Genomic DNA, 25,270 nt, shown 5'->3' with positions numbered 1-25,270 from the left:
GATTGTGGGTTGGTTGCAATTAATCTGGGTTCAGTTGCAGTTAATGTGGGTTTGAGTCGTCGGATAGTTGCAATTAATCTGGGTTCAATTTTGCGATGATTGCGGGTTTGATGATTTATGATTGCGGGTCGCTACATTTATGGTTGATTTTTGAGGAAGACGCTCTTTGCGTGAGTTTAAGGCTCTGTATCGGGTATGACAACGATTCGTGCAAAACTGTATCGCGACAGGCTTAAAACCTTTGTATGACAGTACTTTCAGAGATCGATACTTCAAATGATCGTGAACCGTTTTACTGTTAAGGCTCAGTTTGCATAAGCAGAGTATTCTCAATACTCTGCTTTAGATAAAATGCAATCTTAAAATAAACAATTAGTCTAGCCAAAATATACTTATTAAACACCAGCCTGAAGCAGCATAAAAGCATTTTGTGCTGCTGCCTCTGCCCGCGCAGAAGTAACCTTTTGATAGCGTAAAGTAGTTTGAATATTTTCGTGCCCCATCAGTGCCCGTAACTCTTCAATCCCCATTAACCCAACCCGCTCGGTGGCAAAGGTATGGCGCAGATCGTGAATCCGCACACCTTGAAGTAAGGGTTCTGTCTGAGTAAACTTGTGCCAATAAGTATATACAGTCCGATAGTTCCAACGAGATACTTGTCCAGTTAAAGGACGTTGAGCTGTAAATAATGCAGGACAGTCCTGATGGCGATAGTGTCGAAGATATTTGTCCAGTGCTTGTTGTGCGTCTTCACTATAAAAACACCATCGTTGTTTGTTGCCTTTACCAATGACTTGAAATCGGCGATGGGCTGAGTCAATATCAACTAGATCCAACGCCAAAATTTCTGCAATTCTGGCTCCACTGCGATGGAGTAACAATACCAAAGCATTCAAACGAACATCTGGAGCGACGTCTTTGGGGCTAATCCCTGACGATCTAGAAACTGTGTTGCAATGGTAGCCAAAGATATCAAGCAGATAATATTTGTTTGGAAAAATGAATATTAGGCAATGGCAACAGTATATCTTTAATTGCATATCGGTTTTTAGCATTTTATGGATACTTTAGAAGTAAATCTTGCGCCACAGCCCCAAGAATCCCTCGCGGAGTATATTCGGCGAGTTCGGAGCGGACTGGGTTTGAGCCAACGAGAACTGGCAGAAGGAGCTGGAATTCATCTGCAAAGTGTTGGCAAGTTGGAACGAGGCAAAACGTCCAAACTGAACCGCAAAACCCAAAGTGGTTTAGCATATGCCCTCCAAATTCCGCCAGAGTACTTCACCGCGATCGGTCGCGGCGTGGCAATTGAGTCTTCACCCGTCGTCAAATTCTGTCCGAGCTGTTGGATACCAGGTACAGCACCAGATCCAATTTGGTTGGACTATCGGGCAAAGTACTGTTTTTTATGTGGCAACTCACTCCGCCATCAGTGTAGTAAATGCACCGAACCGATTGTTTCGCTCAAGCATCGCTTCTGTCCGTATTGCGGCACTGGGTATAAGTCCGAGCAATCCTAACTCGTTTTAGCCAAGCGTTACAATTATGCCCAGCGTTCAAGAAACTGCTTATCCCCGGCTCAAGAGCAATATTACACTCAAAGAATTGACAGCGATCTACACGCCAACGACAGAGGAGATCGGATTCGCTCAACAGTCAACAGCCACTGGGAGTAGCACCCGATTAGGATTTCTCATCTTGCTAAAAACGTTTCAGCGACTGGGTTATGCCGTACCAACTCAGGCTGTGCCAGCTAGCATTGTCCGGCATATTGCCACGGCTGCAAGTCTGACTGTCTCCCAGCGAGAATTAGCACACTATGATGCTGCGGTGACTCGCCGCCGACACCTCAGTCTGATTCGGGACTATTTACATCTACATGCCTACAGTCCAACAGCCAAGACAGTGATGGAGGAAGCGATTCGCACGGCGGCAGCGACTAAACAAGATTTGGCAGATTTGATTAATGTGGCGATTGAAGAGTTGGTACGGCAACGGTTTGAACTACCTGCCTTTAGCACCCTCACTCGCACGGCGCAACAGATCCGCGCTCAGGTTACGACTACCTTTTATCGACAGGTTCACCACCGTCTAAACCTGGCCAGCCGCCAACAACTCGATGCTCTGTTAACGATCGGGAAAGATGCCACTTTAACCAGTTGGCACGATCTCAAACAAGATGCTGGCAGACCGACGCTGACACATTTGCAAGCTTGGATCGATCGGTTGCAGCAATTGAGCCAATTGCAGGCAAACAAGACCGCCTTGACGGGAATTCCCGAACTAAAAGTCAAGCACTTTGCTGAGGAAGCGATGACGCTAGATGCGGCGAGAATGAAGCAGATGGAGTCAGCCAAGCGATATCCACTGGTGCTGGCATTGCTGGGGGTTCGGTATGCCCGCACTCTGGATGACTTGGCAGAGATGTTCATCAAGCTCATGCAGCAAATGCACCAGAAAGGAAAAACTGCATTGGCGGAATACCGAGTCCAGACGCAATCTAATACTGATGAACTGATTGCTACCTTGCGCGACATGGTGCTGGCATACCAGCAGGAAGGAGACAGAGAGCAGCGGTTTGCTGCGATTGAATCGGTAGTTGGAACGCAGGGCGATACCATCGTTGAGCAGTGTGATGCTCATCTCAACCATGCGGGCAACAATTACTTCTCGTTGATTCAGAACTTCTACAAAAGCCACCGAGCTACCCTCTTCCGGTTACTGGAAGTGCTACCTCTGCGCTTTAGTTCGCAGGATAAGACGCTGGAAACAGCGATCCAGTTTTTGTGGGAACATCGAAATAATCGAGGGATAAATTTATCGACGATCTCGATTGAGAATGCGGGAACTGAGTCAGAAACACGGGTACAACGTCTCGACCTGAGTTGGATTCCAGCTAAGTGGTGGCACCTGGTCATGGGACAACGCGCCCGCGTCCCCATGCCAGAATCTGTCAACCGTCGTCATTTTGAAGTGTGTATTTTCTCCCACATCTTACTGGAGCTGATCGATCGGTACTTGGCGACGACGTTTTGCTATGGCTGTAATTTAGGCCCCGCTCAAACGGCTGTCTCGCTTCAGGATTTTGACCGACGACAAGTTTCTCATGTGCATCAACGGCATATCGATTTAGACAAACTGCAAGCTGCGATTACAATAGTAATCGATTCTTACAACCGCTTCAACTTGCCGAAATATTGGGGTACAGGGGATCGAGCATCGGTCGATGGTACCAAGTGGGATATCTATGAGAATAATTTACTGGCAGAGTATCACATTCGTTACGGTGGCTACGGAGGGATTGCCTATTACCATGTCTCAGATACTTACATTGCTCTGTTCAGTCATTTCATTCCCTGTGGTGTTTGGGAAGCTGTTTATATTCTCGATGGATTGCTACACAACCAGTCTGAGATTCAGCCCGATACCATTCATGGCGATACACAAGCTCAAAGTGCCACGGTGTTTGCGTTAGCTTATCTATTGGGCATCACGCTGATGCCACGCATTCGTAACTGGAAAGATTTGACGTTCTATCGTCCGACGAAAGCTGTGCGCTACAAACATGTCGATTCTCTGTTCACCGATACGGTTAATTGGGAACTGATTGAAACCCATCTGCCAGATATGTTGCGGGTTGCCCTCTCGGTCAAGGCTGGCAAGATTAATGCTTCGACCGTGTTGCGGAAGTTAGGCACTAATAGTACTAAAAATAAGCTCTATCAAGCGTTTCACTCTTTGGGCTGTGCGGTGAGAACCGGATTTCTACTTCAGTACCTTAATGACGCGCAGTTACGATCTACGATCCAGGGGGCAACGAATAAGAGTGAGTCTTTTAACCACTTTGTCCAGTGGTTGTCGTTTGGCGGCGAGGGTGTAATTACTTCCAACAATCGGGAGGAGCAACGGAAAATGATCCGTTACAACCACCTGGTGGCAAATTGCTTAATTTTCTACAATGTCTTTGAAATTAGTCGGATTCTGAATGAGTTGAGACAGGAGGGCTATCCGTTGGATACTGATGCTGTGGCTACTCTTAGTCCTTACTGGACGCAGCATGTGAATCGGTTTGGGGTCTATGACCTCAATCTCGATCGTTGCCCACCACCGATCGATTACGATCTGCAAGTAATCCCAGATATTGAACCGGAGATTCCAGTGCCGGAAAACGGTTCATGACTCTTTGAAATATGGATCGTTAAAAGTACTGCCGTACAAAGGTTTTAAGCCTGTCGTGATACAGTTTTGCACGAATCGTTGTCATACCCGAATATTACCGTCGCTGGCATCGAGATATGCGGTGATGGCACTGTGCCTAATCCGGTGGGGAGAAACTACCTTATCGATCCCTGCTGCTGCGCTAAACTCTCGCACCAAACGATAAATGGTGCTACCGTCCAGCCGATGTCCCTTACTGCGGCGATCTAGGCTGGAGAATAGAGGATCGGACGCTTGATAGTTGTCTCTGGCAGTCAACCATTGTGAGATCGCGATTGTCGTTGCTGGCGATAGATCGATCTGGCTTTTTTGGATCTTTCCCTTCCCTAAAATCGATAATCGCCCAGATTTGTCGAAATCACCCACATCAAGGCTACAGATTTCATTACGGCGTAAGGCATTGTCCCAAAGTAATCTCAGAATCGCATAATCTCTGATCCCTTTGATGGTGCTGCGGTCTGGAATTTGCAGCATTTCTTTAAACCCAGCCACAGCAATCCCTGTGGTGTCGCCATAACTCTCTACTTTTAGGCAGCTAACATCAGCAAGATTGAAGCTACACTGCTGTGCTTGACGGGCGTAATCGACGAAGGATTTTAGAGCTGAAAGCCGGACGTTAATCGTACTGGGGGCTAATTTAGCTTCGATGAGTTGTTGTCGGTATTGTAGGGCTTGATAAACTGCTTCGGGCTGAGATAAGCCGAGAAACTTAGTCAGCAGACTAATGGATACGTCACTGTTGTAGATGCGCTGACAAAAATCGGTAATTGCTTTACCGTAGTTTCGTTTGGTGTTGGCGGAGATTTTCAGGCGCAGGAAGTCGGCTAATATATCTATCGATGGAGACGATGTAGTCGAGGCTAGAGAACTTTCTTCCACAGGCTGTAGAGCGGCATTGACACTAACGACCATTTTTGTGACGCTCCAGAGATTAGGCTACTGCAAATCCAGTGTAGGGACGGATTTCCGGTTCGTGAAAACCGAGGACGATATCTTGCTTGGGAATGCCTGCGGTGATTAATTCTTCAGCAATCCCATCTTCAGTATTGTCTAATTGAATCCAGACTCGTTCGTTGATAATCTCGACGTGAATCAAACAACTATGAAGATGAGTTTGACGTTCCCAACCCTCCGAAAGGATTAAGTATCGATCGGTTTCGGGATCGAAGATTTGGTGATTTTTGACATTGACGTTGGCGTAAGTAATATCGACATAAGGTTTAAGCACCTTGCGGATAATTTGACGGTAAGTATCTAACCGATCCATCGAGCGATCTCCTCTGTTTCAGGGTGAAATGTTAAAAGTTTGAGAACTTGATTTTCGAGTAAGATTTGTCCAATCTCTTGCTCGAACAGTTTTAGAAAACTCGATTCGCGAATAGCTAAATAAAGTGTGCGTTCTGGTTCGATTCGGGCTAGGACATTTTGATAGAGAACGTACTGACCGAGGGCGACTTCGAGATCTCTAATTTCCGAAGGGCTGACAAAGCTTTTAATTTCAACTGCAATTTTCTGAGATCCTTTATTCGCAGCCAGTAACTTTTCAGCTCCCAAGTCGATGAAGAGATCTTTTTTACCAACCTTCAGGTTGTAAGGATCGTGACTGATGTGCCAGCCATCTTTGATGAGGGCTGTTTTGAAGCAATCGTGGAAGATGTCTTTTGCTGGCATCAGATACTTGGTGGGCGGAGATTGCTAGCGATAGTGCGATCTTAACATAAATTAAGCGCACAACAATGAATTTTATCTCTCCCATTTCAATGAGCCTTATTCTCTTGAAGAGAAGCTTCAGCGTATCGTAACGATCGCGCAGGCAACCGCAACCATGGCATCACATCTACTGCGGGGTAGCAGCACCAAATTTGCCACAGCGATCGAAATTACCGATCGCTGTAATGCAGGGTGTCACTATTGCTATGTTTACCCACCAGAATGGACGCAACACCAGCGGGTACAGGGGTATTTACAGCTATCAAAACCAGACCACGAACGTAAAGAAGTGTAAGTATTTGAAACTTTAGAGCGGCTGCACCGACAAGGCATCGTCCACGTCACGCTCGTGAGCAGAGAACCTGCACTCGCACCTAAAGCCATCGAGCAAGCTGGGGCGTTATTTCCGGTAGTCTGGGTGGTAACTAACGGATCGATTAAGCTGCCATCCCTACCGCGATCGGTCAGTGTCTTTGTAAGGCTGGATGGATTGCCAGAGGCTCATAATCAGGTGCGAGATCCGCTGGGCTTCTTTGCCAACCATCGCTACAAAGAATTAACCGGAATGACCGCCGCGATCGCCCGCAATATCGATCGCTCCGAACGCGGTGCTTATGTGCATCTGACCCTCACTAGATCGGCGATCGCCCAATTTTCAGAAACCGTAGACTGGCTGGTTGCCAACATCGAAAAGCTGCGTGGAATCGTGGTTTCTGGCACTAGAATGCTGATACTCGCAATACTCGTGGGCTAGGCTTTTACGATAGATTGGGTGCGGAAATTACGGAAAGGTATGAAGATATGGTTGGCAACAAGCAAATAACGATCGAGAAAACCCTTAACTTAGAAAAAATAGATTGAATGGAGATTTGGGGCATTCACGAATGGCTTAATGGGACTGGCTAGTGTCGGTTATGCTGCTCCACTGGAGAATCGACTGCGCCTAAAGCCTTCAGTGTTGCCTTCTGTGCCTCCGTAATGCCTGTAACACTAGCAATATTCATCCCTTCATAGGGTCGCGGCGATCGGAGGATTTTGACGCATTCCCCTGTGGCGATATCCCAAATGCGAATGGTGGCATCGGCACTAGAGCTGGCTAGCAACTGACGGTCGGGGCTATCAGTGCCATGTTGGGGGATGAAAGCCACTGCAAATACTCCACTTTCATGACCCTCTAATACTTGCAGACATTGACCCGTATGGAGATCCCAAAGTCGGATGGTGCGATCGAAGCTGCCACTGGCAAGCAATCGACCATCGGGACTAAAAGCTACAGACCAAACAAAATGGGTATGACCGAGTAAAGTTTGCAAACAGGCACCTGTAGCCACGTCCCACAGTCCGACCGTGCGCTCGATACTACCACTAGCTAAAATATCGCCACTGGGATTAAACGCGATCGTACAAATTGATTGCCCCATCTGCCAAGTCCGCAGACATTCACCTGTGTAGATATTCCAAAAATTAATCGTCCGGTCGAAACCAGCACTAACCAGGATATCTGGCTGGGAGCCAAAAACTACAGACATCAGCCAGTGCATGTGCCCTGTCAAAGTTTGAAGACATTCACCCGTCTGGGTATTCCAAATTCTAACCGTATGGTCGCTACTCCCACTGGCAAGCATTCGACCATCCGCGCTGAAGGCCACCGACCAGACTTCGTTAGTGTGACCGGATAAGTTGCCGTGACATCGACCATCCTGGACGCTCCAGAGTTTAATCGTCGGGTCGGTACTGCCACCGCCGCCAGCTAGGAATCGGCCATCTGGACTGACGGCGATGGCTCTAATCGCATCAGTGTGACCTTTAAAGCTGGTAAATTCACCAGTCTCGATTTGCCAAAGTCTCACTAGTCGATCGAAGTAACCGCCAGCTACCAATACGGGCGAATTAGCAAGATTTGATGCGGGCGCGGGCACTAAGGCGATCGAAAACAGGGTATTGGAGTACCCCTGGATAACTTTGAGACACTGACCGAACTCTAGGCTCCAGAGTCGGAGCGTCCGGTCTTCACCACCGCTGGCAATGACTTGATGGCGGGGATCGAAAGCCATCGCCGAGATCCAATTCTGATGACCGATTAGTGTCTTGACACGTCTCCCAGATGGGATATCCCACAACCCGATCGTCCGATCTTTGCTGCTGCTGATGAGCATTCGACCATCGTGACAAAAGGCGACGGATCTCAATTCATCATTGTGCCCGACAAAAGTGTGCAAACACTCACCAGTGGCTAGATCCCAGAGTTTAACTGTAGTATCATCGCTGCCGCTAGCGAGCAGGCGACCATCGGTGCTAAATGCCACAGCCCAAATCCAGCTTTGATGACCCGTCAGGGTTTGCCAGTAGGTAGCATGGCTGCCGTCCTGGAGGTGCCAGAGTTGAATCGTGCCATCGGCACCACCACTAGCAATGATGCGACCGTCAGGACTTAATGCTACAGACTTGACATCATGAGCTGGGTTAGCTTCATGCTGAAGACTAGTCAAACACTCTCCGCTATTGACATCCCACAGTTTGACAGTGCAATCGTCGCTGCCACTAACCAAGATCTGGCCATCTGGACTAAATGCTACTGAATAGACCCCCTGAGTATGTTCGGCGAGCGTCTTTAAGCATTCACCCGTACTCAGATCCCACAGCTTGATGGTGTAGTCAAAACTACCACTAGCCAGCAGTGGCCGAATGGGATGATAAGTAACCGCTTGCACCCAGTTGGTATGACCCTTCAAGATCGACTGGAGTTGGTGAGTACGCGCATCCCACAACCGAATATCGCCATTGAAATCCCCACAAGCGAGACAGTCGCCATCGGGACTAAAGGCTAATGAGTGAATACTGCCAAAAGTTTCGGTGAAGACTGACTTTGCCACATTGGTATCGGCAAAATTAATGTCATGTAAATCCACATTCAGTAGATAGGCTTGCCAAATACACAAACCGGAAAAATCATAGCCACTCAGATCGATCGCCAAATGACGATAAAGGTTAATCAGATTGCCACCTGCATAACCAAAAGTGTCGGTAAATTCCGATCGCAGTTTAACAAGTAATCGATCGAGTTGGTTTTTAATGTCTAGTTTCGATCGCAATTTACCTAGTAATCGATCGACCAGTGGGACTAAAATCATTCGCACTTGGCTCTCGCGAATATAATCTCTAGTCTGAGCCTGCATCAGCGCGTGGCTATTCAAGATATCTACATCTAAAGTCGTAATTTCTTCACATACTCGATCGATGAATACTGCGGTGACATACTCCATTACCACGGGTTGTAGGGTAAAGCAGCCAGCACTTTTTTCAATCAAACTTTGCCGATCTAATGATTGTAATGCGCCTAAAACTTGCGATCGAAATCCGCTAGGAATGAAGTCTGCTATTAATTGTGAGATCGATACGGCTTCGAGATCGATCGCTAGCCAGTATAATACTTGCTGCTCGATCTGGGACAATCGATCGAAGTGCTGGCTTAATAAAGCCTCGATTTCATCACCAAGAATGATGCCCTGTGCTAAAAACGCGCTTACACTGCCGTCAAATAAATCCCGAATCGTGGTTGCCGCAATCTTAATCGCTAACGGGTTGCCGGAGTAAAATTGCTGGAAGTGCTGCCAATCGATGGAATCGTCTGTATGACAATCATTGCTAGTCCCGATTGCGGCTACTTCGATCGCACTCAAACCATGTAAATCCAGCGTGCAAACTGCCGTAGATTCGCCTTCTAATGGCATTAAGATATTGGGCTTTTCCCGACTGGTTAATAATAAACAACTAGCATGATGTTCGCTGGCAATCCGTCTGAGCAGTTCGCTATAGCCAACATAACCCTCCCGATAGTTGCCATGCTGATAGCTAGCCGCCGATCGAGCTGGCTGCTGGGCAAGGATTGATTCAAAGTTGTCAAAAACGAGCAGACAGCGCGTAGCGCGCAGATATGCCATCAATTGAGAGATCTGGGCATCCACAGTATCCGCAGGTTCGGTCTGCTGTTGGCGGGAGAGAATCGCCATCAGTTGCCAGAGAATTTTATCTACAGGCGGGGCATTGCGCAGCGATTGCCAGATAATCCACTCGAAAGCCTGAGTTAAAGTTGCTAACTTTTGAGTGAGTTTGGCCGCTAATGAGGTTTTGCCCATGCCGCCCATCCCCACGATCGAAATCAGCCGACAAGACATCCCGATTCTATCGCCTTCACCATTTACACCCAGCCACCGTTCCAACTGCTGGAGTTCGGTTTCGCGGCCTTTGAAGGTAGAAACATCAATCCGATCGCCCCAGTAAAGCTCTCGATTTGGGGGTGAAGCTGGAGTAACTGCGGGCACCGCTAATTTCGGCATTCGATCTCGACGGCGGCGGAGGACTGCTTGCAAATTACTTTTAGTGATTGGTTCGCCACAGGCGATCGTCAACTGTCGCCACAGTTCGTAACCGACATCGCGGACATACCCAGTGTCGTAACCGACTTGCTCGGCAATGCGGGGATAAGTCCAACCTTCCCAGGAATAGCGAAATACTTGCTCTTGCAGATCGCGCAGACTTTGGGCTTGGAGCAGTGTGTCTAGTAATGCTAAGGCTTCATCTGCTGTCATCTATAAAGACCCTGCCAGAATCTAGCTTAATTTTAGCCCTAATCTTTCAACAATTACATATAGAGATCCGATCTTTTCCGATCGGCAACAGCGGACTTTTGCCGATCTTTTCTGGCTGTCAATCTGTCTGAGGGCGCATATTCTGGGGATATGGAAAGAAATCAAACCTTCCATCCGATTCGGAGTAATGACAAGTTGATGAGTTAGTCGCTCGTTAATTTTGTCAGATCTCCACAAATAAACCCATCATTTACCAGAAAAAAACATCATGACTTTCTCTAAATCTAACCTCAATCTTCTCTCAGAATCGCTGTTTACGGAATTGACAGCAGACCAAGCTCAAATGCTCGAAGGCGGCAAGCGGATTAATATTCTGCTCGTTCGCTGTATTAAGGCTGGCAATGGTTCTGACAAGCTGTTTTTCACCATTAATGGTGAGAATGTTATGTTCGGTCGCACGCTAAGTATGCAGGCTGGCAGTGTCGCCAATGTTGGTGTGGGTGCGAACTTCGACGGGAAAGCGTTTGTTGGCCTATTCGATAAGAATAGCTCATCTAGCTCTGTTGGCAGTTTTGGTAGCACTAACAATAATGGTACTCGAACTCGACAAGTTAGTGGTGGTGGCTCGCTCTACGAAGTGACTTACCAGGTTACTAATTAACGTTCGATCGTAACTCTGGCAATCGACCCTCAACGGATCGATCTGTCAAAAATATCTACTGGCGGGGAGTTTTACCGTTGTGTCCCCTTGCTGCATCTCGAAGGAGAGCGATGTCACAGATGCAGACAGTATCAAACCCGACCGATTGCTATTTACGACAAGATGTGGAGTTTCTATCGCTTCCTCCACTTTATTGCTACCAAAGGCAGGCTAAACCCTGCATCAGAGCGGACAGAGGTGGCAATCTTCTACTCGATTCGGCAAAGCCGACGCTGTGCCTGTCTTGTCGCGCTGCTTGGTGCAACACATGCGGAGGAAACCTCCGCGTGGTTGCATCCGCTTTTTACGGCGGGACACCCTCCGTTGGCGAAGCCTCTGCGTCAGCAGATACGCGCGCCGCTACGGCAGGCTAAACGCCAACGCGAACGGAGCAATGACAAGTTTACGAGTTAGTAGCTCGGTAATTTTGTCAGATCTCTACAAATTAACCCATCATTTACTAGGAAAAAACATCATGACTTTCTCTAAATCTAACCTCAATCTTCTACCAGAATCTCTGTTTACAGAATTGACAACAGACCAGGCTCAAATGCTCGAAGGCGGCAAGCGGATTACGATTCTGTCCGTTCGCTGTATTCAGGCTAGCAATGGTTCTGACAAGCTGTTTTTCAGAATTAATGGTCAGGAGGTTATGCGTCGCAAGATCGGTATGCAGACTGGCGGTGTCGCCAATGTTGGTGTAGCTGAGAACTTCGACGGGACAGCAACTGTTCGCTTCTACGATAATTCTGTTGCTCACCTTGTGGGCGGTTTTGATGTCTCCAGTAATAGTAATGGTCAAAAGACCCAGCGGATTAGCGGTAGTGGCTCGATCTACGATGTGACGTACCAAGTTACTAATTAACGTGCGATCGTAACTCTGGCAATCGACCCTCAACGGATCGAACAGTCTAAAATATCTGCTGGCGGGGAGTTTTACCGTTGTGTCCCCTTGCTGCATCTCGAAGGAGAGCGATGTCACAGATGCAGACAGTATCAACCTCGACCGATCGCTATTTACGACAAGATGTGGAGTTTCTATCGCTTCCTCCACTTTATTGCTACCAAAGGCAGGCTAAACCCTGCATCAGAGCGGACAGAGGTGGTAATCTTCCGATCGATTCGGCAAAGCCGACGCTGTGCCTGTCTTGTCGCGCTTTTTACGGCGGGACACCCGCCGAGCGTGCGCCGCTACGGCAGACTAAACGCCAACGCGAACGGAGTAATGACAAGTTTACGAGTTAGTCGCTCGTTAATTTTGTCCGATCTCCACAAATAAACCCATCATTTACCAAGAAAAAACATCATGACTTTCTCTAAATCTAACCTCAATCTTCTCCCCGAATCTCTATTTACAGAATTGACCGCAGACCAAGCTCAAATGCTCGAAGGCGGCAAGCGGATTAATATTCTGCTAGTTCGCTGTATTCAGGCTGGTGGTGGTTCTGACAACCTGTCTTTCGACATTAATCGTGAGCGTCAGAATTTCCGTCGCTTTATGCGGACTGACAGTGTTGCCAATGTTGGTATTGGTGTGAACTTCAATGGGACAGCGAACGTTGTCTTGTTCGACAATCATAGTCTTGTTCGCCGCCCTGTTGGCAGTTTTAGTGCCTCTAGCAACGGTCAACAGACCCAGCGTGTTAGCGCTGGTGGCTCTACCTACGATGTGACGTACCAGGTTACTAATTAACCTGCGATCGTCACGCTGGCAATATCCCCTAAATCCCTGAAAAATAGGGATTTATGGAGAGCGCAACTTTGTCATTATGCCCTTCATTTCCACCACATTCCCATGCGCTATCCACTCATTCTCCAACAATCCGAAGAAGACTGCGGTGCCGCCTGCCTCGCCACCATTGCAAAATTTCACGGTCGCAACTTCAGCATCGGTCGCATTCGCGAACTAGCAGGCACCCGATCGCGCGGCACCACTCTGCTCGGACTCGGTAGAGGTGCCGAATCCCTCGGTTTCCAAACGCGCCACGTCAAAGCCTCGCCCCAACTTTTAGCTAATCTGACGCAGGTGCCAATGCCTGCGATCGTCCATTGGAAGGGCTATCACTGGGTCGTTATCTACGGCAAAAATCGCCGCAATCGATATATTGTCGCCGACCCCAGTATTGGATTGCGCTATCTCAGTGAGGCGGAATTGATGTCTGGCTGGACGAATGGGGTGATGCTGTTACTCTCACCGACAGAGGTGTTATACCAACAGACGGAGGACAAGCAAACGGGGTTTGGCAAATTTGTCAAACGCGTATGGCCCGATCGAGGTTTGTTGGTGCAAGCGATCGGTTTAAACGTCGTAATCGGTTTACTGGCATTGGCTTCGCCGTTGATGATGCAGTTGTTGACGGATGATGTATTGGTGCGGGGCGATACAGAATTGCTGCTGATAGTGGCTGTGGGTGTGGTGGTGATGACGCTGATTCGGAGTGTTGTTAATCTGATTCAGGCGCAGTTAATTGGCTATTTTGGGCAACGATTGCAGATGGGATTGGTGCTGGAATATGGACAGAAGCTATTGCATTTACCGCTGTCCTATTTTGAAGGGCGACGCAGTGGTGAGGTAGTCAGCCGGATTGCAGACGTGTCGGCGGTGCATTCATTAGTGGCACAGTTAGTATTAGGTTTGCCCAGTCAGTTTTTTATTGCCGTAGTCTCGTTAGCATTGATGCTGTTTTATAGTTGGGAGTTAACGATTGCCTCGACAGCGATGTTTGCGGTGCTGGTTGGCGTTAATTTTCTCTTCTTACCAGCGATTCGCCAGAAAACTCGCGATCTGATTATTCAAGGCACCGAGAATCAAGGCTTTCTCGTCGAAACCGTGCAAGGCGTTCAGGTGCTAAAAACCACCCAGGCGACCCCTCAAGCTTGGCAGGAATATCAAGCGAATTTCAGTCGGTTGGCGCATTTGGGTTGGGGGACGATGAAGTTGGAACTGTATAGCGGCACAGTGACGGGCATTTTATCGAGTTTGGTGAGTATCGGGCTGTTGTGGTTGGGCAGTTATTTGGTGATTAGTCAGCGGTTGAGTGTGGGGCAGTTGTTGGCTTATAGCGGCATGAGTGGGAATTTCTTTGGGTTCTTGTTAGCCGCGATCGGGATTGTGGATGAATTCATTCGCGCTCAAGTGATTTTGCAACGCTTGGGTGAGGTGATGGATGCGTCTCCAGAAGACGCGCCAGATGCCCACAAACCTTGGATAGAGCTATCAGCAACGGCGGATATTTACTGCGATCGATTGCGATTTCATCATTCGGGGCGAGTGGATTTGTTACAGGATTTGGATTTGACGATTCCTGGTGGATGTATGACGGCGTTAATCGGTCGATCGGGTTGCGGCAAAAGTACGTTAGCGAAATTGCTATCGGGCTTGTACCAACCGCAATCCGGCAATATTCGCTATGGGATTTACGATCGCGAAGCGTCTCGGCACGAGAATCGAGGCGATCTGGCATTAGATTGTTTGCGGCAGCAGGTGGTATTGGTGCCCCAAGATGCCCATTTTTGGAGTCGATCGATCGTCGATAATTTCCGCTTTAGCTATCCCCAGGTGAGTTTCGAGCAAATCGTGAGGGCTTGTGAGATGGTCGGGGCAGATGAGTTTATCGAGCAATTGCCAGACAAGTATCAAACGGTGTTAGGTGAGTTTGGGGCGAATCTATCGGGGGGGCAACGGCAACGATTAGCGATCGTGCGGGCATTGTTAGCCAATCCAGCAATTTTGATTTTGGATGAATCCACGTCAGCACTCGATCCGGTGAGTGAGGCAATGTTATTGGAACGATTGCAGCAGCATCGACGGGGGCAAACGACAATATTAATCAGCCATCGTCCCCAGGTAATTGGGGCTTGCGATTGGGTGGTGATGCTAGAGCAAGGGCAGGTGGTGAGTCAAGGTACGCCAGCTCAATTGCGGCGGCGAGAAGGATTGCATCGATCGTTTTTGACACCAGAATTGGCCTTGACACCGTAGGGGCGATTTATCAAATTATCCCAAATCCGATTTACAAGCACAGGTTATTTGCCCTCACCCCCAACCCCTCTCCCAAGCTTGGGAGAGGGGAGCAGGAGCCGGAGGTGACTGCGGGGTGAGGGCAACGGGTTTGTGCTAGCAAAAGAAGTCTTTGTAGGTATTAGAGGTTAATTCAATGACATATAATTTATTGCCCAATTTAAACGATCTTCTACCCCCACTCAGCCCGTGGGCGCGGTTTGGCAGCCTTGGTGTAGTGGCTTTGCTCGGAGGTGTACTCGCCCTTACGATCGAAATCCCCTATCGCAGCACCACACAGACAAACGCGATCGTCACTCCCGATCGCACCATTCAAGCACTCGTTCCTGCGGACGAGATCGATCGAATCGCACCACAGCAAATTGCTCAAATGCGCGTTACAGCTTGTCCTGCTGGTGAGTTTGGGACGTTAAAAGGGCAAGTAACCACGATCGCCACCCAGCCTGTAATGATGACTGATTCGATTCCGCACGGCGGACGCTACGCGAACGTCACACAGTTGAGCCAACCGACGTTATATGCCGTGACGATTCAACCCCAAACTTTAGCCCTAAAGCAAGCAACAAAATCCTGTTCCGTGAGGGTGGGGATGCAGGGTAAATTAGATATTGTGTTACGAGAAGAGTCGCTCGCGCGATCGTTGCTACGTCGGATGCGGATAGGTGAGTAAGTAATGAAAGTTAGAATTGCTAATCCTGATGATGTATCGCTCATTTTCTCATTCATCCAAAAGAAAGCAGAATTCGATCGCAATATTGGCGCATTTTCTGGAATTTTGCAGACAACTGAAGAAAAAACACGCAAAACACTTTTCGGTAAAATCCCATTTTCTTACGTTTTGCTTGCAGAAGATTCAGGACGTGCGATCGGGTTCGCGTTGTATGGATTTAGGTGTTCTTCATTTGTCGGTCAGCCAAGTATTTGGCTCGACGATCTTTATGTAGATGAAGATCGCCGAAGTCAAGGCGCAGGAGCGGCATTAATGGAGCGGCTCGCTGGAATTGCCAGAGAAAATGATTGCACCCATATTGCCTGGAATGCCGATGCTCGCAATCTTCGCGGACTTGCTTTCTATCATTGCTTGGGCGCAGAAATTACCGAGCGGCACGAAAATCGATGTTTTTTAAGATGGATACCTCAACCGTTGGCGTAGCCTCTGGAGCAAGATTTCTTAACGACCTTAGCAGTTGCCATACATTCAACTTTTCCGATCTTTTCCGTTGGCGTAGCCTCTCGTAGAGAATCGTTGATAGCAAATTTTCTCCGATCTTTTCTGGCTGTCAAACTAGCTGGGAGCAGATATTCTAAAAGACATGGAGCAAGTTGATACCGACATCAACCCAACCGATAACTGACAGATGACCATTCATGATTCGAGCAAATTAACCAATCTTTTACCAGACAAAAATTATGCCACACACACGCAAAAACAGATCGCTCTCCGATATCGAAACCGACTTAATGAATTGTCTGCTGAGATCGCCCACGATCGATTACCCCTGGAATCCCGCAGACCCCGACACCACGGACTATTATGCCAAAGCAGATCGTCACTTTTGCTTGGAAAATTGGTCGGATACCGAAATCTACAATCGATCTCAATCTTTCTCAATTTGGGAGCAATCTTTGTGAATCGATTTCCACCCAAACTTTAACTAACCATTTCCACTATTCCAAGCCAATTATTAATATACGAGGTGACTCAATGAACTTCGATCGAGACATTATTACTGTCAGACCTTCAGAAACAATCGACACGATTCAAAAATTGCCGAACTATGTTGGTATTTCTGGCAAAACGGCTGGTGCAAGCGGGATCTCGATGAATATTGTGGTTATCCCACCTGCCGCAAAAGCCGAGCCTCATTTTCATCATGGATTTGAAACAGCGATTTATCTATTGAAAGGCAACGTGAAAACTTTTTATGGCGAAAACCTATCTAAATCTGTAATCAATAAAGAGGGTGATTTTATCTTTATTCCTGAAGGTGTACCGCATCAACCTGTCAACTTGAGCAGTACCGAAGCGGCGATCGCCTTAGTCTCGCGCAATGACCCAAACGAACAGGAGAGTGTAAGGGTTTACAGGTTAGATTAAGCACACCCAAAGAAAGGATAAAAAACCAGTGCTAGATGGTTAGGCTAACCTACCTCGATCGAGGAAATACAGACAATCTCCAACTTCAAAAACCTCGATTCGTTCGTTGGCGCTATTCGATTAATTGGTGTTGGTAATCTCGGCTAATGAAATAGTTTTAATCGCGATCGCTTACTATCTCTTGACTAAAAAATACATTGATTATGTACGATGACATTGCCAGTCTTTATCACCTCATTTATCCCAACTGGGACGAAGCCATTAAACAGCAAGCAGACGCATTGAACGATGTCGTCACTACTTTAATGGGTTCGGCACCCCGATCGATTCTGGATGTTTCTTGCGGTATTGGCACGCAAGCACTGGGACTCGCAGCCCTGGGACATACCGTGACGGCATCCGATCTATCGGCAGCAGCAGTCGATCGGGCACGCACAGAAGCGATCTCACGCGGACTCGAAATGACCTTCAAAGTGGCAGATATGCGACAGTGTACCGAAGTTCATGGTTCCGGCTTTGATGTGGTGTTAAGTGCCGACAACTCGCTGCCACACCTCCCTGGAGAAGATGAAGTCCGGATCGCACTCCAAGGTTTATACAACTGCTTGCGGACGGATGGAATCGCGATCGTCAACCTGCGCGACTACCGTGAGGATGAGGATCGATCGTCCCCACAGATGTTGCCCTATGGATTCCGAGATCGCGGCAGCGATCGTTACTTCGTGTTTCAAACTCGCGATTGGAGCGATGATGTTTATGATGTTGCAATGTATTTTGTGCGTGAGGCGAGGGCGGGGAATCCCGCTGGCGTTACTGCTGGCTTAGATCGCTACTATGCGATTACCGTCGAGCGGCTGATGTCTCTTTTTCAGCAGGTCGGCTTCACAAATATCCAAAGGTTAGACGGAATTCTTCACCAGCCAATTGTTGTGGGTCGTCGTGGAGCCGGATAAATATCATCTCTAGCTAAATTGAGAGGTAAATTATGACGATCGATCTCGGCCTAACTCATATCGCACTCCCTGTTACAGATCTCGATCGCAGTATTCAGTTTTACGCTGTCTACGCCCAAATGCAAGTAATTCATCGTCGCATCGATACAGAAACAGGTGTTGCGGTGGTATGGCTGTCAGACCGCACTCGTCCTTTTGTTATCGTGCTGATTCAGACAAGTTCGGTGCAGTCGGTTCTTTCTCCCCTCGCACATCTGGGAGTTGGGTGTCAAAGTCGGGAATTTATCGATGCTCTGTGCGACAAAGCCAAACAGGAAGGGGTGCTGCTACAAGAACCCAAAGATTCTGGATATCCAATTGGCTACTGGGCTTTTTTAAGAGATCCAGACGGTCATACGCTCGAACTATCTTACGGACAAGAAATCGGATTGACCGTAGAACAGACTCCATAAAATAGTATGGGAGATAGATAAAATGTCTAGTACAAATCTAATTCGATTAGGCGGACTTGCCGCGATCGTTGCCGGAATTTTACGCGGCATAAATTCGTTTTTGTCCAGTAGTAATCCTAATATAACGACCTCTATCCTGTACCTGTTGACCGATATTTCCCTCTTATTTGGAATTATGGGTATTTATAGTTTTCAGCATCAGGAATCTCGATTGTGGGGGGTCTATGGATTTATCTTTGCGATCGTTGGTATTGCCATCATTCGGACTGGATCGATATCTGGAACTAATCTATATCCGATCGGTGCATCAATATTTACAGTAGGTATGAGCTTGTTTGCCGTTGGCTCTTGGATTGCTAGAAAACTCCCCCATTGGGTATCGGTCTTGTGGGTACTTTCGACGCTCGTTGGATTCATGGGTTATTTTATCCCAGGTCTGAATCTATTGTTTGTCCTATCTGGAGTAATCTTCGGCATTGGTTTTGCTGGCGCAGGTATGAAGATCTGGTCGGCAACAAGCAAATAAATTGAATGCCGATCCGATCGATCTCAATCTTGCGGCAATCTTTGTAAATCGATTTGTAGTTACTAATTTCAACTAGCTATTCCCATTATTCCAAACACCATGAAAAACCATTCATTTATGGAATCCAATGTCACCCTAACCCGCTTCTCCAGCACTGATGTCGAGCTACTGAGACATTGGATGACTGCTCCTCATGTCGCAATGTGGTATCCCGAACCTGAAGACCATATTGCCTGGGCAGCCAATCCACCGCCAAGTGGCAATCGATCGCTAATCGCCGTTGATGGTCGATCTGTTGGCTATATTCGGTGGCAGTCTGTGTCGCGTGAAGTTCTAGATTCAGTCGGTCTGTACGAGATCCCAGCCGGATCTGTTGATGTCGATCTGCTAATTGGCGATCGAGCGTTTGTGGGTCGAGGAATTGGCCCAAAAGCACTGCTGCTATTGGTGTCACAGCTTCGCCACAGAGGAGATGTGCCGTTGGTGGGCTTAAGTTCTAGCGTCCAGAATCTATTTGCACAGCGAGCCTATGCCAAGGCTGGCTTTCACATCTTACGAGAGTATCACGTACCAGTATACGGACAGCTTTGTCTGATGGTCTGTAATCTCAATGAAACTGTTTAACAATGCCCATCACCGATCGTCGCCCTAAAAGATCGCCAGTGGATTCTATAGAACCCATTTGAAATCTCTTTAGTAGAAATCGATCGATATTAGTGAGGATAATCTGTATGTCCGAGTCCAGCATTGAAGTAACACTGCGCGAGATAACTAAGGACAACTGGCGCGATCTCCTCCGCTTAAAGGTAGCCCCACACCAAGAGCAATTCGTAGCATCCAACGCCATGTCTATTGCAGAAGCACATTTTAATCCAGACGTTGCTTGGTTCCGCGCAATCTACGCTGGTGATGTGCCAGTCGGTTTTTTGATGTTGGAAGACGACGTAGTTCGGCAAGAGTACTTTCTTTGGCGTTTTATGCTCGACGAGCAATACCAGGGACGTGGTTACGGGCGAAAGGCGTTAGATTTGTTCTTCGCACACGTCAAGACGCGCCCTGGAGCGGATGCTGTTGAAACAAGTTGTGTGCCAGCCAAAGGTGGTCCTGGTTCGTTCTACGAAAAGATGGGTTTTGTTTATACCGGACAAGAAGAGAACGGCGAACTTGTGATGCGACGTGAATTGCGATCTAGAAAAGGAGTACAATTATGATTGAGATCCGGTTGTTTGAAACACAGGATGCCGAACAAATAGCGCGACTGTTCCATGAAACAGTTCGTGAAATTAATGTCCGCGATTACTCAAGCAGTCAGGTTAAGGCGTGGGCACCTGAAGATATCTACTTTAGAAACTGGGTAGAGGTGTGTTCGAGCCGATTCACCTATGTTGCTGATGACGAGGGTGCGATCGCTGGGTTTGGAGAGCTAGAACCGAATGGTCATATCGACTGCTTTTACTGCCACAAAAACTATCAACGTTGCGGCGTAGGCAGACAAATCTATCAGGCAATTGAAGCAAAAGCAGTGGAGTTGTCAGTGAGCCGATTATTTACTGAGGCAAGCATTACTGCCAAGTCGTTTTTCCAGCGCATGGGTTTTTCAGTGGTTAAAGAGCAAGAGGTGACTCATCGGGGGGAAAGTTTTGTTAATTACGTAATGGAAAAGTCTCTTTAAATTTATAATTACAGCATTTCCGTCAGCTATCAGGTACAGCCTAATTCCTGAAAGTTAGTCAGCAAGTAGGCTAAGGATAAAAAAATGTACCTCATGACAGCCGGAAGTGCTGTAAATAGCCCTAAAGGGTACTGTTAAAATTCTTAAGATTTCCAATTGTAATTTCAACGCTCAATACTCAATCGAGGTAAAGCTAATTATGAATCAGCAATTACCTGACTTTATTCATGATGTAGTCGAACATTTGCAGTCAATTGAGGGGATTGCATCTGTAGCACTCGGAGGTTCTCGCGCAAGAGGGAATCACACCCCGAAGTCAGATGTGGATTTAGGAATTTATTACCTACCAGACAATCCCATCGATGTAATTGCTCTCAATCAACTTGCTTGCGAACTTGATGATAATCATCGTCCCAATCTGATTACACCAATTGGTGGATGGGGAAAATGGATTAATGGTGGTGGTTGGCTCAAGATTAAAGATATGCCCGTGGATTTTCTCTATCGTGATGTCGATCGGGTTAGCTGTGTCATTGACGAATGCCATGCTGGACAAATCACGATTGATTACCAGCCCGGTCATCCCCACGGCTTTGTATCCTCTATTTATATGGGTGAAGTCGCCATTTGTCTGCCACTTCACGATCCGTGTAGTGTTTTAGACGGTTTAAAAGTTAGGACAACTCCCTATCCAAGTCAGCTTAAACAAGCAACAATTAATAAGTTTGCATGGGAAATTAGTTTTTCGCTGTTCATTGCGGGAAAGGCTGTTGCACGCGAGGATGTTGCCTATGCAGCAGGTTGTTGTTTCCGCAGCGTGGCTTGTATGAATCAGGTATTATTTGCACTCAATGAAGAGTACTTATTGAATGAGAAAGGCGCAGTGGCGGTTGCCAACAGTTTTAGGCTGTGTCCACGAGACTATCAACAGCGGGTTGAGTTGGTGTTTGCTTCGTTGGCAAGTGAGGCAAAATCAATCATGGATGCGATCTCCATCCTGGATGAAATTGAACAGGATTTGAGTCAATGGTATGGCGATCGTCGGTTGGTCATGTAAAGTAGTCTACAGGGGTTGGCAATGCAGCACAACAACGCCCATGCACACTGACCGCCGAGAGGTTGTCTGTTAAGCGTTCGATGTTATTCCTGCAAATCGATTGCCCTAAACGATCCCCTTCAACTTTGTATTGGAGTAATCATAATTTTAAATCTACAGAGACTTCAAATGGATTCTATAGGGTCGCTCCCAAAGCTGTTAAATTCTCCTGCTGGGCAGTAGTCAATCCTTGGATGCCCCGAATATTCATCCCTCATAGGGTCGCGGCGATCGAATGATTTTGACGCATTCACCTGTGGCAACATCCCAGAATCTAATAGTGGCATCAGTACCAGTACTAGCAAGCAACTGCCGATTAGCAAAATCCTTGTTGTAGTGTGGCACAAACGCCACTGCGAAAACACCATGCGTATGCCCCTGTAAGATCCTTAGACATTTCTCGCTATGTACATCCCAGAGCCTGACGGTACCGTCATAGCTACCACTGGCTAACCATCTTCCATCGGTGCTCAAAGCCACCGACCAAACGAACGCTTGATGACCGGGCAAAACTTGGAAACATTCACCAGTATTAATATTCCAAAGAGCCACGGTACGATCGACACTACCACTGGCCAAAATATCTCCATTAGGACTCACCGCGATCGAGACAAGCCCTAGCTGCTGCCCCTGTAAAGTACGCATACATTCACCCGTCTGGATATCCCAAATTCTAATCGTGCGATCTCTACTCCCACTCACCAGCATCGGTGGTGAGGCAATAAAGGCGACCGATGTGACCCAATCTGTATGCCCTGCTAAAATCTGGAGACACTCACCAGTCAAAGTACTCCACAGTCTAATCGTATGGTCTGGGCTACTACTGGCCAGGATTCGACCGTCGGGGCTAAATGCCACCGACCACAAGCCATCGGTATGTCCGGTTAAAATGTGACAGCACTGGCCATCCCGGACGCGCCAAAGTTTGATAATTGGGTTGTCACTGTTCCCCCCACTAGCAAGGAGTTGACCATCTGGACTGAAGGCTACCGTTCTGATGGAACTATTATGACCGCTCAAACTCGTAGATCGATTCCCCGAAGGGGAGGCTACGCCAACGTCCTGGATATTCCAGAGTCGTAATGCTCCGCCAAAGTATCCAGTGGCTAGCACCGCTTGAGGAGCGGCAATATCTGGTAGAGGTGGGGGGACAAAAGCCATCGCATAGATCGTATTTGCATAGCCCTGGAAAACTCTCAGACACTTGCCAGTAATCAGACTCCAGAGTCTAACCGTGCGATCTTCACTACCACTAGCCACGATCTGATGAGTCGAATCACAAGCGATCGACCAGATCCAATCCTCATGCCCAACCAGCGTCTTTAAACACCGTCCCGTCCCAACATCCCACAGCTTGATGTTGCGATCCTTGCCACCGCTGATGAGCGTTTGACCATCTTGACTAAAGATTACCGACTTCAATCCGTCGCTATGTCCCAAACAAGTTCTCAAACACTCGCCAGTACTGGCATTATAGAGTTTGACGGTAGCATCATCCCCCCCGCTGGCAATGGTTCGACCATCTGGACTAAATGCTACTGCAAAGACTTTGCCTTGATGAGTCTCCCATGTTCCAACGCATCGTTCTTTGTGGATATTCCAAAACCGAATACTTGAATTGGCATCGCCACTGGCAATGGTTCGACCGTCAGGACTGAACGCTACTGAGTAGATTGCTTCGGTAGAGTCGGCGAATTTCTGTAAGCATTCACCAGTATTCACATCCCAGAGTCTCACGGTGCAGTTATTGCTACCGCTGGCTAACATATCGTCACTGCCACTGACTAAGATGTTGCCGTCGGGACTGAATGCCAGCGATCGGATCGCCTGTGTCCGATCGGCAAATGTCCGCAAGCACTCACTAGTATTAACATCCCAGAGACGGATGGTGCAGTCAAAACCACCGCTGGCTAGCGTTCGACTATCGGGGCTGAAAGTCAACGCTCGTAACCAATTGGTGTGACCGCGCAAGATCGATCGCAGTTGATGTGTGCGGGCATCCCACAACCGAATATCGCCGTTAAAATCACCGCTAGCCAACCAGCGACCGTCTGGACTAAAGGCGACAGAGTGAATACTGCCGAAGGTTTCGGTAAAAACTGAGTTGGCCCAATCGGTGTTTGCAAAATTAGTATCGTGTAAATTCATGCCGAGCAGATAGGCTTGCCGAATACACAACTCGGAAAAATCGTAGCCAGTCGAGTCGATGTGCAAGTGCCGCAACAGGTTAATTAAATTGCCACCTGCATAGCCGTCGGTACCAGCAAATTCCGATCGCAGTTTCACTAATAATCGATCTAATTGATTTTTAATCTCTAATTTCGATCGCAATTTACCCATGAGTCTTTCGACCAGCGGAACTAAAATCATCCGCACTTGGCTCTCGCGCACATAGTCTTTTGCCTGAGCCTGAATCAGTGCATGACTATTGAAGATTGTCACATCTAAAGTCGTAATTTCTGCACAGATTTTATCGATAAATACGGCTGTGACATATTCCATCACCACTGGTTGCAAGGTAAAGCAACCAAAACTTTTTTCGATTAAACTTTGCCGATCTAATGATTGTAACGCGGCTAATAGTTGCGATCGATAACCGATAGGAATGAAGTCGGCTAACAATTCGGCGATCGATACGGCTTCACGCCCGATCGTTAACCAGTACAATACCTGTTGCTCGATCTCTGACAATCGATCGAATTGTTGGCTCAATAAAGCATCGATCCCATTGCAGAGAATTACCCCCTGTGCTAAAAACGCGCTCACGCTACCATCAAATAAATCCCGAATTGTCGTCGCCGCAATTTTAATCGCTAACGGGTTGCCAGAATAAGATTGTTGTAATTGATGCCAATCGATCGAGACATTAGCATGGCAACTATTAGCAGTACCGATCTCTTGCACCTCGCGATCGCTCAAACCAAGTAAATCCAACGTGCAAACTGCCCCAGATTCTCCTTCTAAATGAATCAAAGTTTTGGGCTTTTCCCGACTGGTTAATATTAAACAACTAGCATGATGTTCGGTCGCAATCCGGCGCAGGAGTTCGCTATACCCAGCATAACCCTCACGATAACCGCCATGCGCGAGTATAGATTCAAAATTATCGAAGACAATCAAACAGCGAGTAGTGCGTAAATATGCCATCAATTGGGAGATCTGAGCATCCACCGTATCCGCAGGTTCGGTTTGCTGTTGGTTGGAGACAAAGGCAATAAGTTGAAAGAGAATCTTA

Annotated in this window: 25 protein-coding genes and 2 pseudogenes; 21 read left to right on the top strand and 6 right to left on the bottom strand. The window is 47.6% G+C overall.

Features of this window, described 5'->3' with window-relative positions; translation table 11 throughout:
- Positions 1-395 precede the first annotated feature (395 nt).
- Positions 396-914: pseudogene (locus tag ACEW9I_RS02270) on the bottom strand (tyrosine-type recombinase/integrase); the annotation flags it as partial.
- 144 nt (positions 915-1,058) lie between these two features.
- On the opposite strand from ACEW9I_RS02270, the gene ACEW9I_RS02265 reads away from it, so the two are divergent.
- Together ACEW9I_RS02265 and ACEW9I_RS02260 are read left to right on the top strand one after the other, a co-directional pair.
- The gene (locus tag ACEW9I_RS02265) at positions 1,059-1,520 is read left to right on the top strand and encodes a zinc ribbon domain-containing protein (protein WP_373538753.1); all 462 of its coding nucleotides are present in this window, start codon (positions 1,059-1,061) and stop codon (positions 1,518-1,520) included.
- A 25-nt stretch (positions 1,521-1,545) separates the two neighbouring features.
- A complete protein-coding gene (locus ACEW9I_RS02260) occupies positions 1,546-4,179 on the top strand; it encodes a Tn3 family transposase (RefSeq protein WP_373538752.1) in 2,634 nt (877 codons plus the stop codon).
- Positions 4,180-4,260: 81 nt separating this feature from the next.
- On the opposite strand, the gene ACEW9I_RS02255 is transcribed toward ACEW9I_RS02260, so the two are convergent.
- From ACEW9I_RS02255 to ACEW9I_RS02245, 3 genes are read right to left on the bottom strand one after another with little or no spacing between them, the layout of a single operon-like run.
- Entirely contained in the window at positions 4,261-5,130 is an 870-nt protein-coding gene (locus ACEW9I_RS02255; protein WP_373538751.1) for a tyrosine-type recombinase/integrase, read from the bottom strand.
- A gap of 19 nt (positions 5,131-5,149) precedes the next feature.
- Positions 5,150-5,485 carry a XisI protein gene (locus tag ACEW9I_RS02250; RefSeq protein ID WP_373538750.1) on the bottom strand — a complete coding sequence of 112 codons (336 nt, stop codon included), beginning with the start codon at positions 5,483-5,485 and terminating at the stop codon, positions 5,150-5,152.
- Complete coding sequence (locus ACEW9I_RS02245; RefSeq protein ID WP_373538749.1) at positions 5,473-5,889, bottom strand: element excision factor XisH family protein; 417 nt, start codon at positions 5,887-5,889, stop codon at positions 5,473-5,475. The genes ACEW9I_RS02250 and ACEW9I_RS02245 overlap by 13 nt, the downstream gene beginning before the upstream one ends.
- A gap of 154 nt (positions 5,890-6,043) precedes the next feature.
- On the opposite strand from ACEW9I_RS02245, the gene ACEW9I_RS02240 reads away from it, so the two are divergent.
- Together ACEW9I_RS02240 and ACEW9I_RS02235 are read left to right on the top strand one after the other, a co-directional pair.
- The gene (locus ACEW9I_RS02240) at positions 6,044-6,223 is read left to right on the top strand and encodes a hypothetical protein (RefSeq protein ID WP_373538748.1); all 180 of its coding nucleotides are present in this window, start codon (positions 6,044-6,046) and stop codon (positions 6,221-6,223) included.
- Positions 6,224-6,277: 54 nt separating this feature from the next.
- Positions 6,278-6,682, top strand: coding sequence for a hypothetical protein (locus ACEW9I_RS02235; RefSeq protein ID WP_373538747.1), 405 nt, complete (start codon positions 6,278-6,280; stop codon positions 6,680-6,682).
- A gap of 148 nt (positions 6,683-6,830) precedes the next feature.
- Here the strand turns inward: ACEW9I_RS02235 and ACEW9I_RS02230 are convergent, their stop codons facing one another.
- Complete coding sequence (locus ACEW9I_RS02230; RefSeq protein ID WP_373538746.1) at positions 6,831-10,517, bottom strand: NB-ARC domain-containing protein; 3,687 nt, start codon at positions 10,515-10,517, stop codon at positions 6,831-6,833.
- A 268-nt stretch (positions 10,518-10,785) separates the two neighbouring features.
- Here ACEW9I_RS02230 and ACEW9I_RS02225 point away from each other — a divergent pair, with 268 nt between their 5' ends.
- The 17 genes from ACEW9I_RS02225 (at position 10,786) to ACEW9I_RS02145 (ending at position 21,996) form a co-directional block, all read left to right on the top strand.
- On the top strand, positions 10,786-11,178 hold the full coding sequence (locus ACEW9I_RS02225; protein ID WP_373538745.1) for a hypothetical protein: 393 nt from the start codon (positions 10,786-10,788) through the stop codon (positions 11,176-11,178).
- A 162-nt stretch (positions 11,179-11,340) separates the two neighbouring features.
- On the top strand, positions 11,341-11,631 hold the full coding sequence (locus tag ACEW9I_RS02220; protein WP_373538744.1) for a hypothetical protein: 291 nt from the start codon (positions 11,341-11,343) through the stop codon (positions 11,629-11,631).
- 61 nt (positions 11,632-11,692) lie between these two features.
- Positions 11,693-12,082: a hypothetical protein gene (locus tag ACEW9I_RS02215; protein ID WP_373538743.1), complete on the top strand. Its 390-nt coding sequence runs from the start codon at positions 11,693-11,695 to the stop codon at positions 12,080-12,082.
- Between the two features lie 119 nt (positions 12,083-12,201).
- A complete protein-coding gene (locus ACEW9I_RS02210; RefSeq protein ID WP_373538742.1) occupies positions 12,202-12,462 on the top strand; it encodes a hypothetical protein in 261 nt (86 codons plus the stop codon).
- A 61-nt stretch (positions 12,463-12,523) separates the two neighbouring features.
- Positions 12,524-12,910: a hypothetical protein gene (locus ACEW9I_RS02205; RefSeq protein ID WP_015159489.1), complete on the top strand. Its 387-nt coding sequence runs from the start codon at positions 12,524-12,526 to the stop codon at positions 12,908-12,910.
- A gap of 102 nt (positions 12,911-13,012) precedes the next feature.
- Entirely contained in the window at positions 13,013-15,199 is a 2,187-nt protein-coding gene (locus ACEW9I_RS02200; protein ID WP_373538741.1) for a peptidase domain-containing ABC transporter, read from the top strand.
- A gap of 175 nt (positions 15,200-15,374) precedes the next feature.
- Positions 15,375-15,908, top strand: coding sequence for a hypothetical protein (locus ACEW9I_RS02195; RefSeq protein ID WP_373538740.1), 534 nt, complete (start codon positions 15,375-15,377; stop codon positions 15,906-15,908).
- Positions 15,909-15,911: 3 nt separating this feature from the next.
- Positions 15,912-16,391 carry an N-acetyltransferase family protein gene (locus ACEW9I_RS02190; RefSeq protein WP_373538739.1) on the top strand — a complete coding sequence of 160 codons (480 nt, stop codon included), beginning with the start codon at positions 15,912-15,914 and terminating at the stop codon, positions 16,389-16,391.
- Positions 16,392-16,648: 257 nt separating this feature from the next.
- Positions 16,649-16,870 carry a hypothetical protein gene (locus tag ACEW9I_RS02185; protein WP_373538738.1) on the top strand — a complete coding sequence of 74 codons (222 nt, stop codon included), beginning with the start codon at positions 16,649-16,651 and terminating at the stop codon, positions 16,868-16,870.
- A 73-nt stretch (positions 16,871-16,943) separates the two neighbouring features.
- Positions 16,944-17,336 (top strand): cupin domain-containing protein, encoded by a 393-nt coding sequence (locus tag ACEW9I_RS02180; RefSeq protein ID WP_373538737.1) that lies wholly within the window; start codon positions 16,944-16,946, stop codon positions 17,334-17,336.
- Positions 17,337-17,539: 203 nt separating this feature from the next.
- On the top strand, positions 17,540-18,289 hold the full coding sequence (locus ACEW9I_RS02175; RefSeq protein ID WP_373538736.1) for a class I SAM-dependent methyltransferase: 750 nt from the start codon (positions 17,540-17,542) through the stop codon (positions 18,287-18,289).
- A 32-nt stretch (positions 18,290-18,321) separates the two neighbouring features.
- Positions 18,322-18,741 carry a VOC family protein gene (locus tag ACEW9I_RS02170; protein ID WP_373538735.1) on the top strand — a complete coding sequence of 140 codons (420 nt, stop codon included), beginning with the start codon at positions 18,322-18,324 and terminating at the stop codon, positions 18,739-18,741.
- Positions 18,742-18,763: 22 nt separating this feature from the next.
- A complete protein-coding gene (locus ACEW9I_RS02165) occupies positions 18,764-19,267 on the top strand; it encodes a hypothetical protein (protein WP_373538734.1) in 504 nt (167 codons plus the stop codon).
- Between the two features lie 99 nt (positions 19,268-19,366).
- A complete protein-coding gene (locus ACEW9I_RS02160) occupies positions 19,367-19,891 on the top strand; it encodes a GNAT family N-acetyltransferase (RefSeq protein ID WP_373538733.1) in 525 nt (174 codons plus the stop codon).
- A 107-nt stretch (positions 19,892-19,998) separates the two neighbouring features.
- Complete coding sequence (locus ACEW9I_RS02155) at positions 19,999-20,478, top strand: GNAT family N-acetyltransferase (protein WP_373538732.1); 480 nt, start codon at positions 19,999-20,001, stop codon at positions 20,476-20,478.
- The gene (locus ACEW9I_RS02150) at positions 20,475-20,939 is read left to right on the top strand and encodes a GNAT family N-acetyltransferase (RefSeq protein WP_373538731.1); all 465 of its coding nucleotides are present in this window, start codon (positions 20,475-20,477) and stop codon (positions 20,937-20,939) included. The genes ACEW9I_RS02155 and ACEW9I_RS02150 overlap by 4 nt, the downstream gene beginning before the upstream one ends.
- 199 nt (positions 20,940-21,138) lie before the next feature.
- Entirely contained in the window at positions 21,139-21,996 is an 858-nt protein-coding gene (locus ACEW9I_RS02145; RefSeq protein ID WP_373538730.1) for a nucleotidyltransferase domain-containing protein, read from the top strand.
- A gap of 175 nt (positions 21,997-22,171) precedes the next feature.
- Here the strand turns inward: ACEW9I_RS02145 and ACEW9I_RS02140 are convergent.
- Positions 22,172-25,270: pseudogene (locus ACEW9I_RS02140) on the bottom strand (hypothetical protein); the annotation flags it as partial.

The sequence above is a fragment of the Chamaesiphon sp. genome, from assembly GCF_041738855.1.
In the GTDB taxonomy this organism is placed as follows: Bacteria; Cyanobacteriota; Cyanobacteriia; order Cyanobacteriales; family Chamaesiphonaceae; genus Chamaesiphon.
The sequence above is the reverse complement of the archived record's forward strand: the minus strand, read 5'-3'. Positions and strand labels throughout refer to the sequence as shown.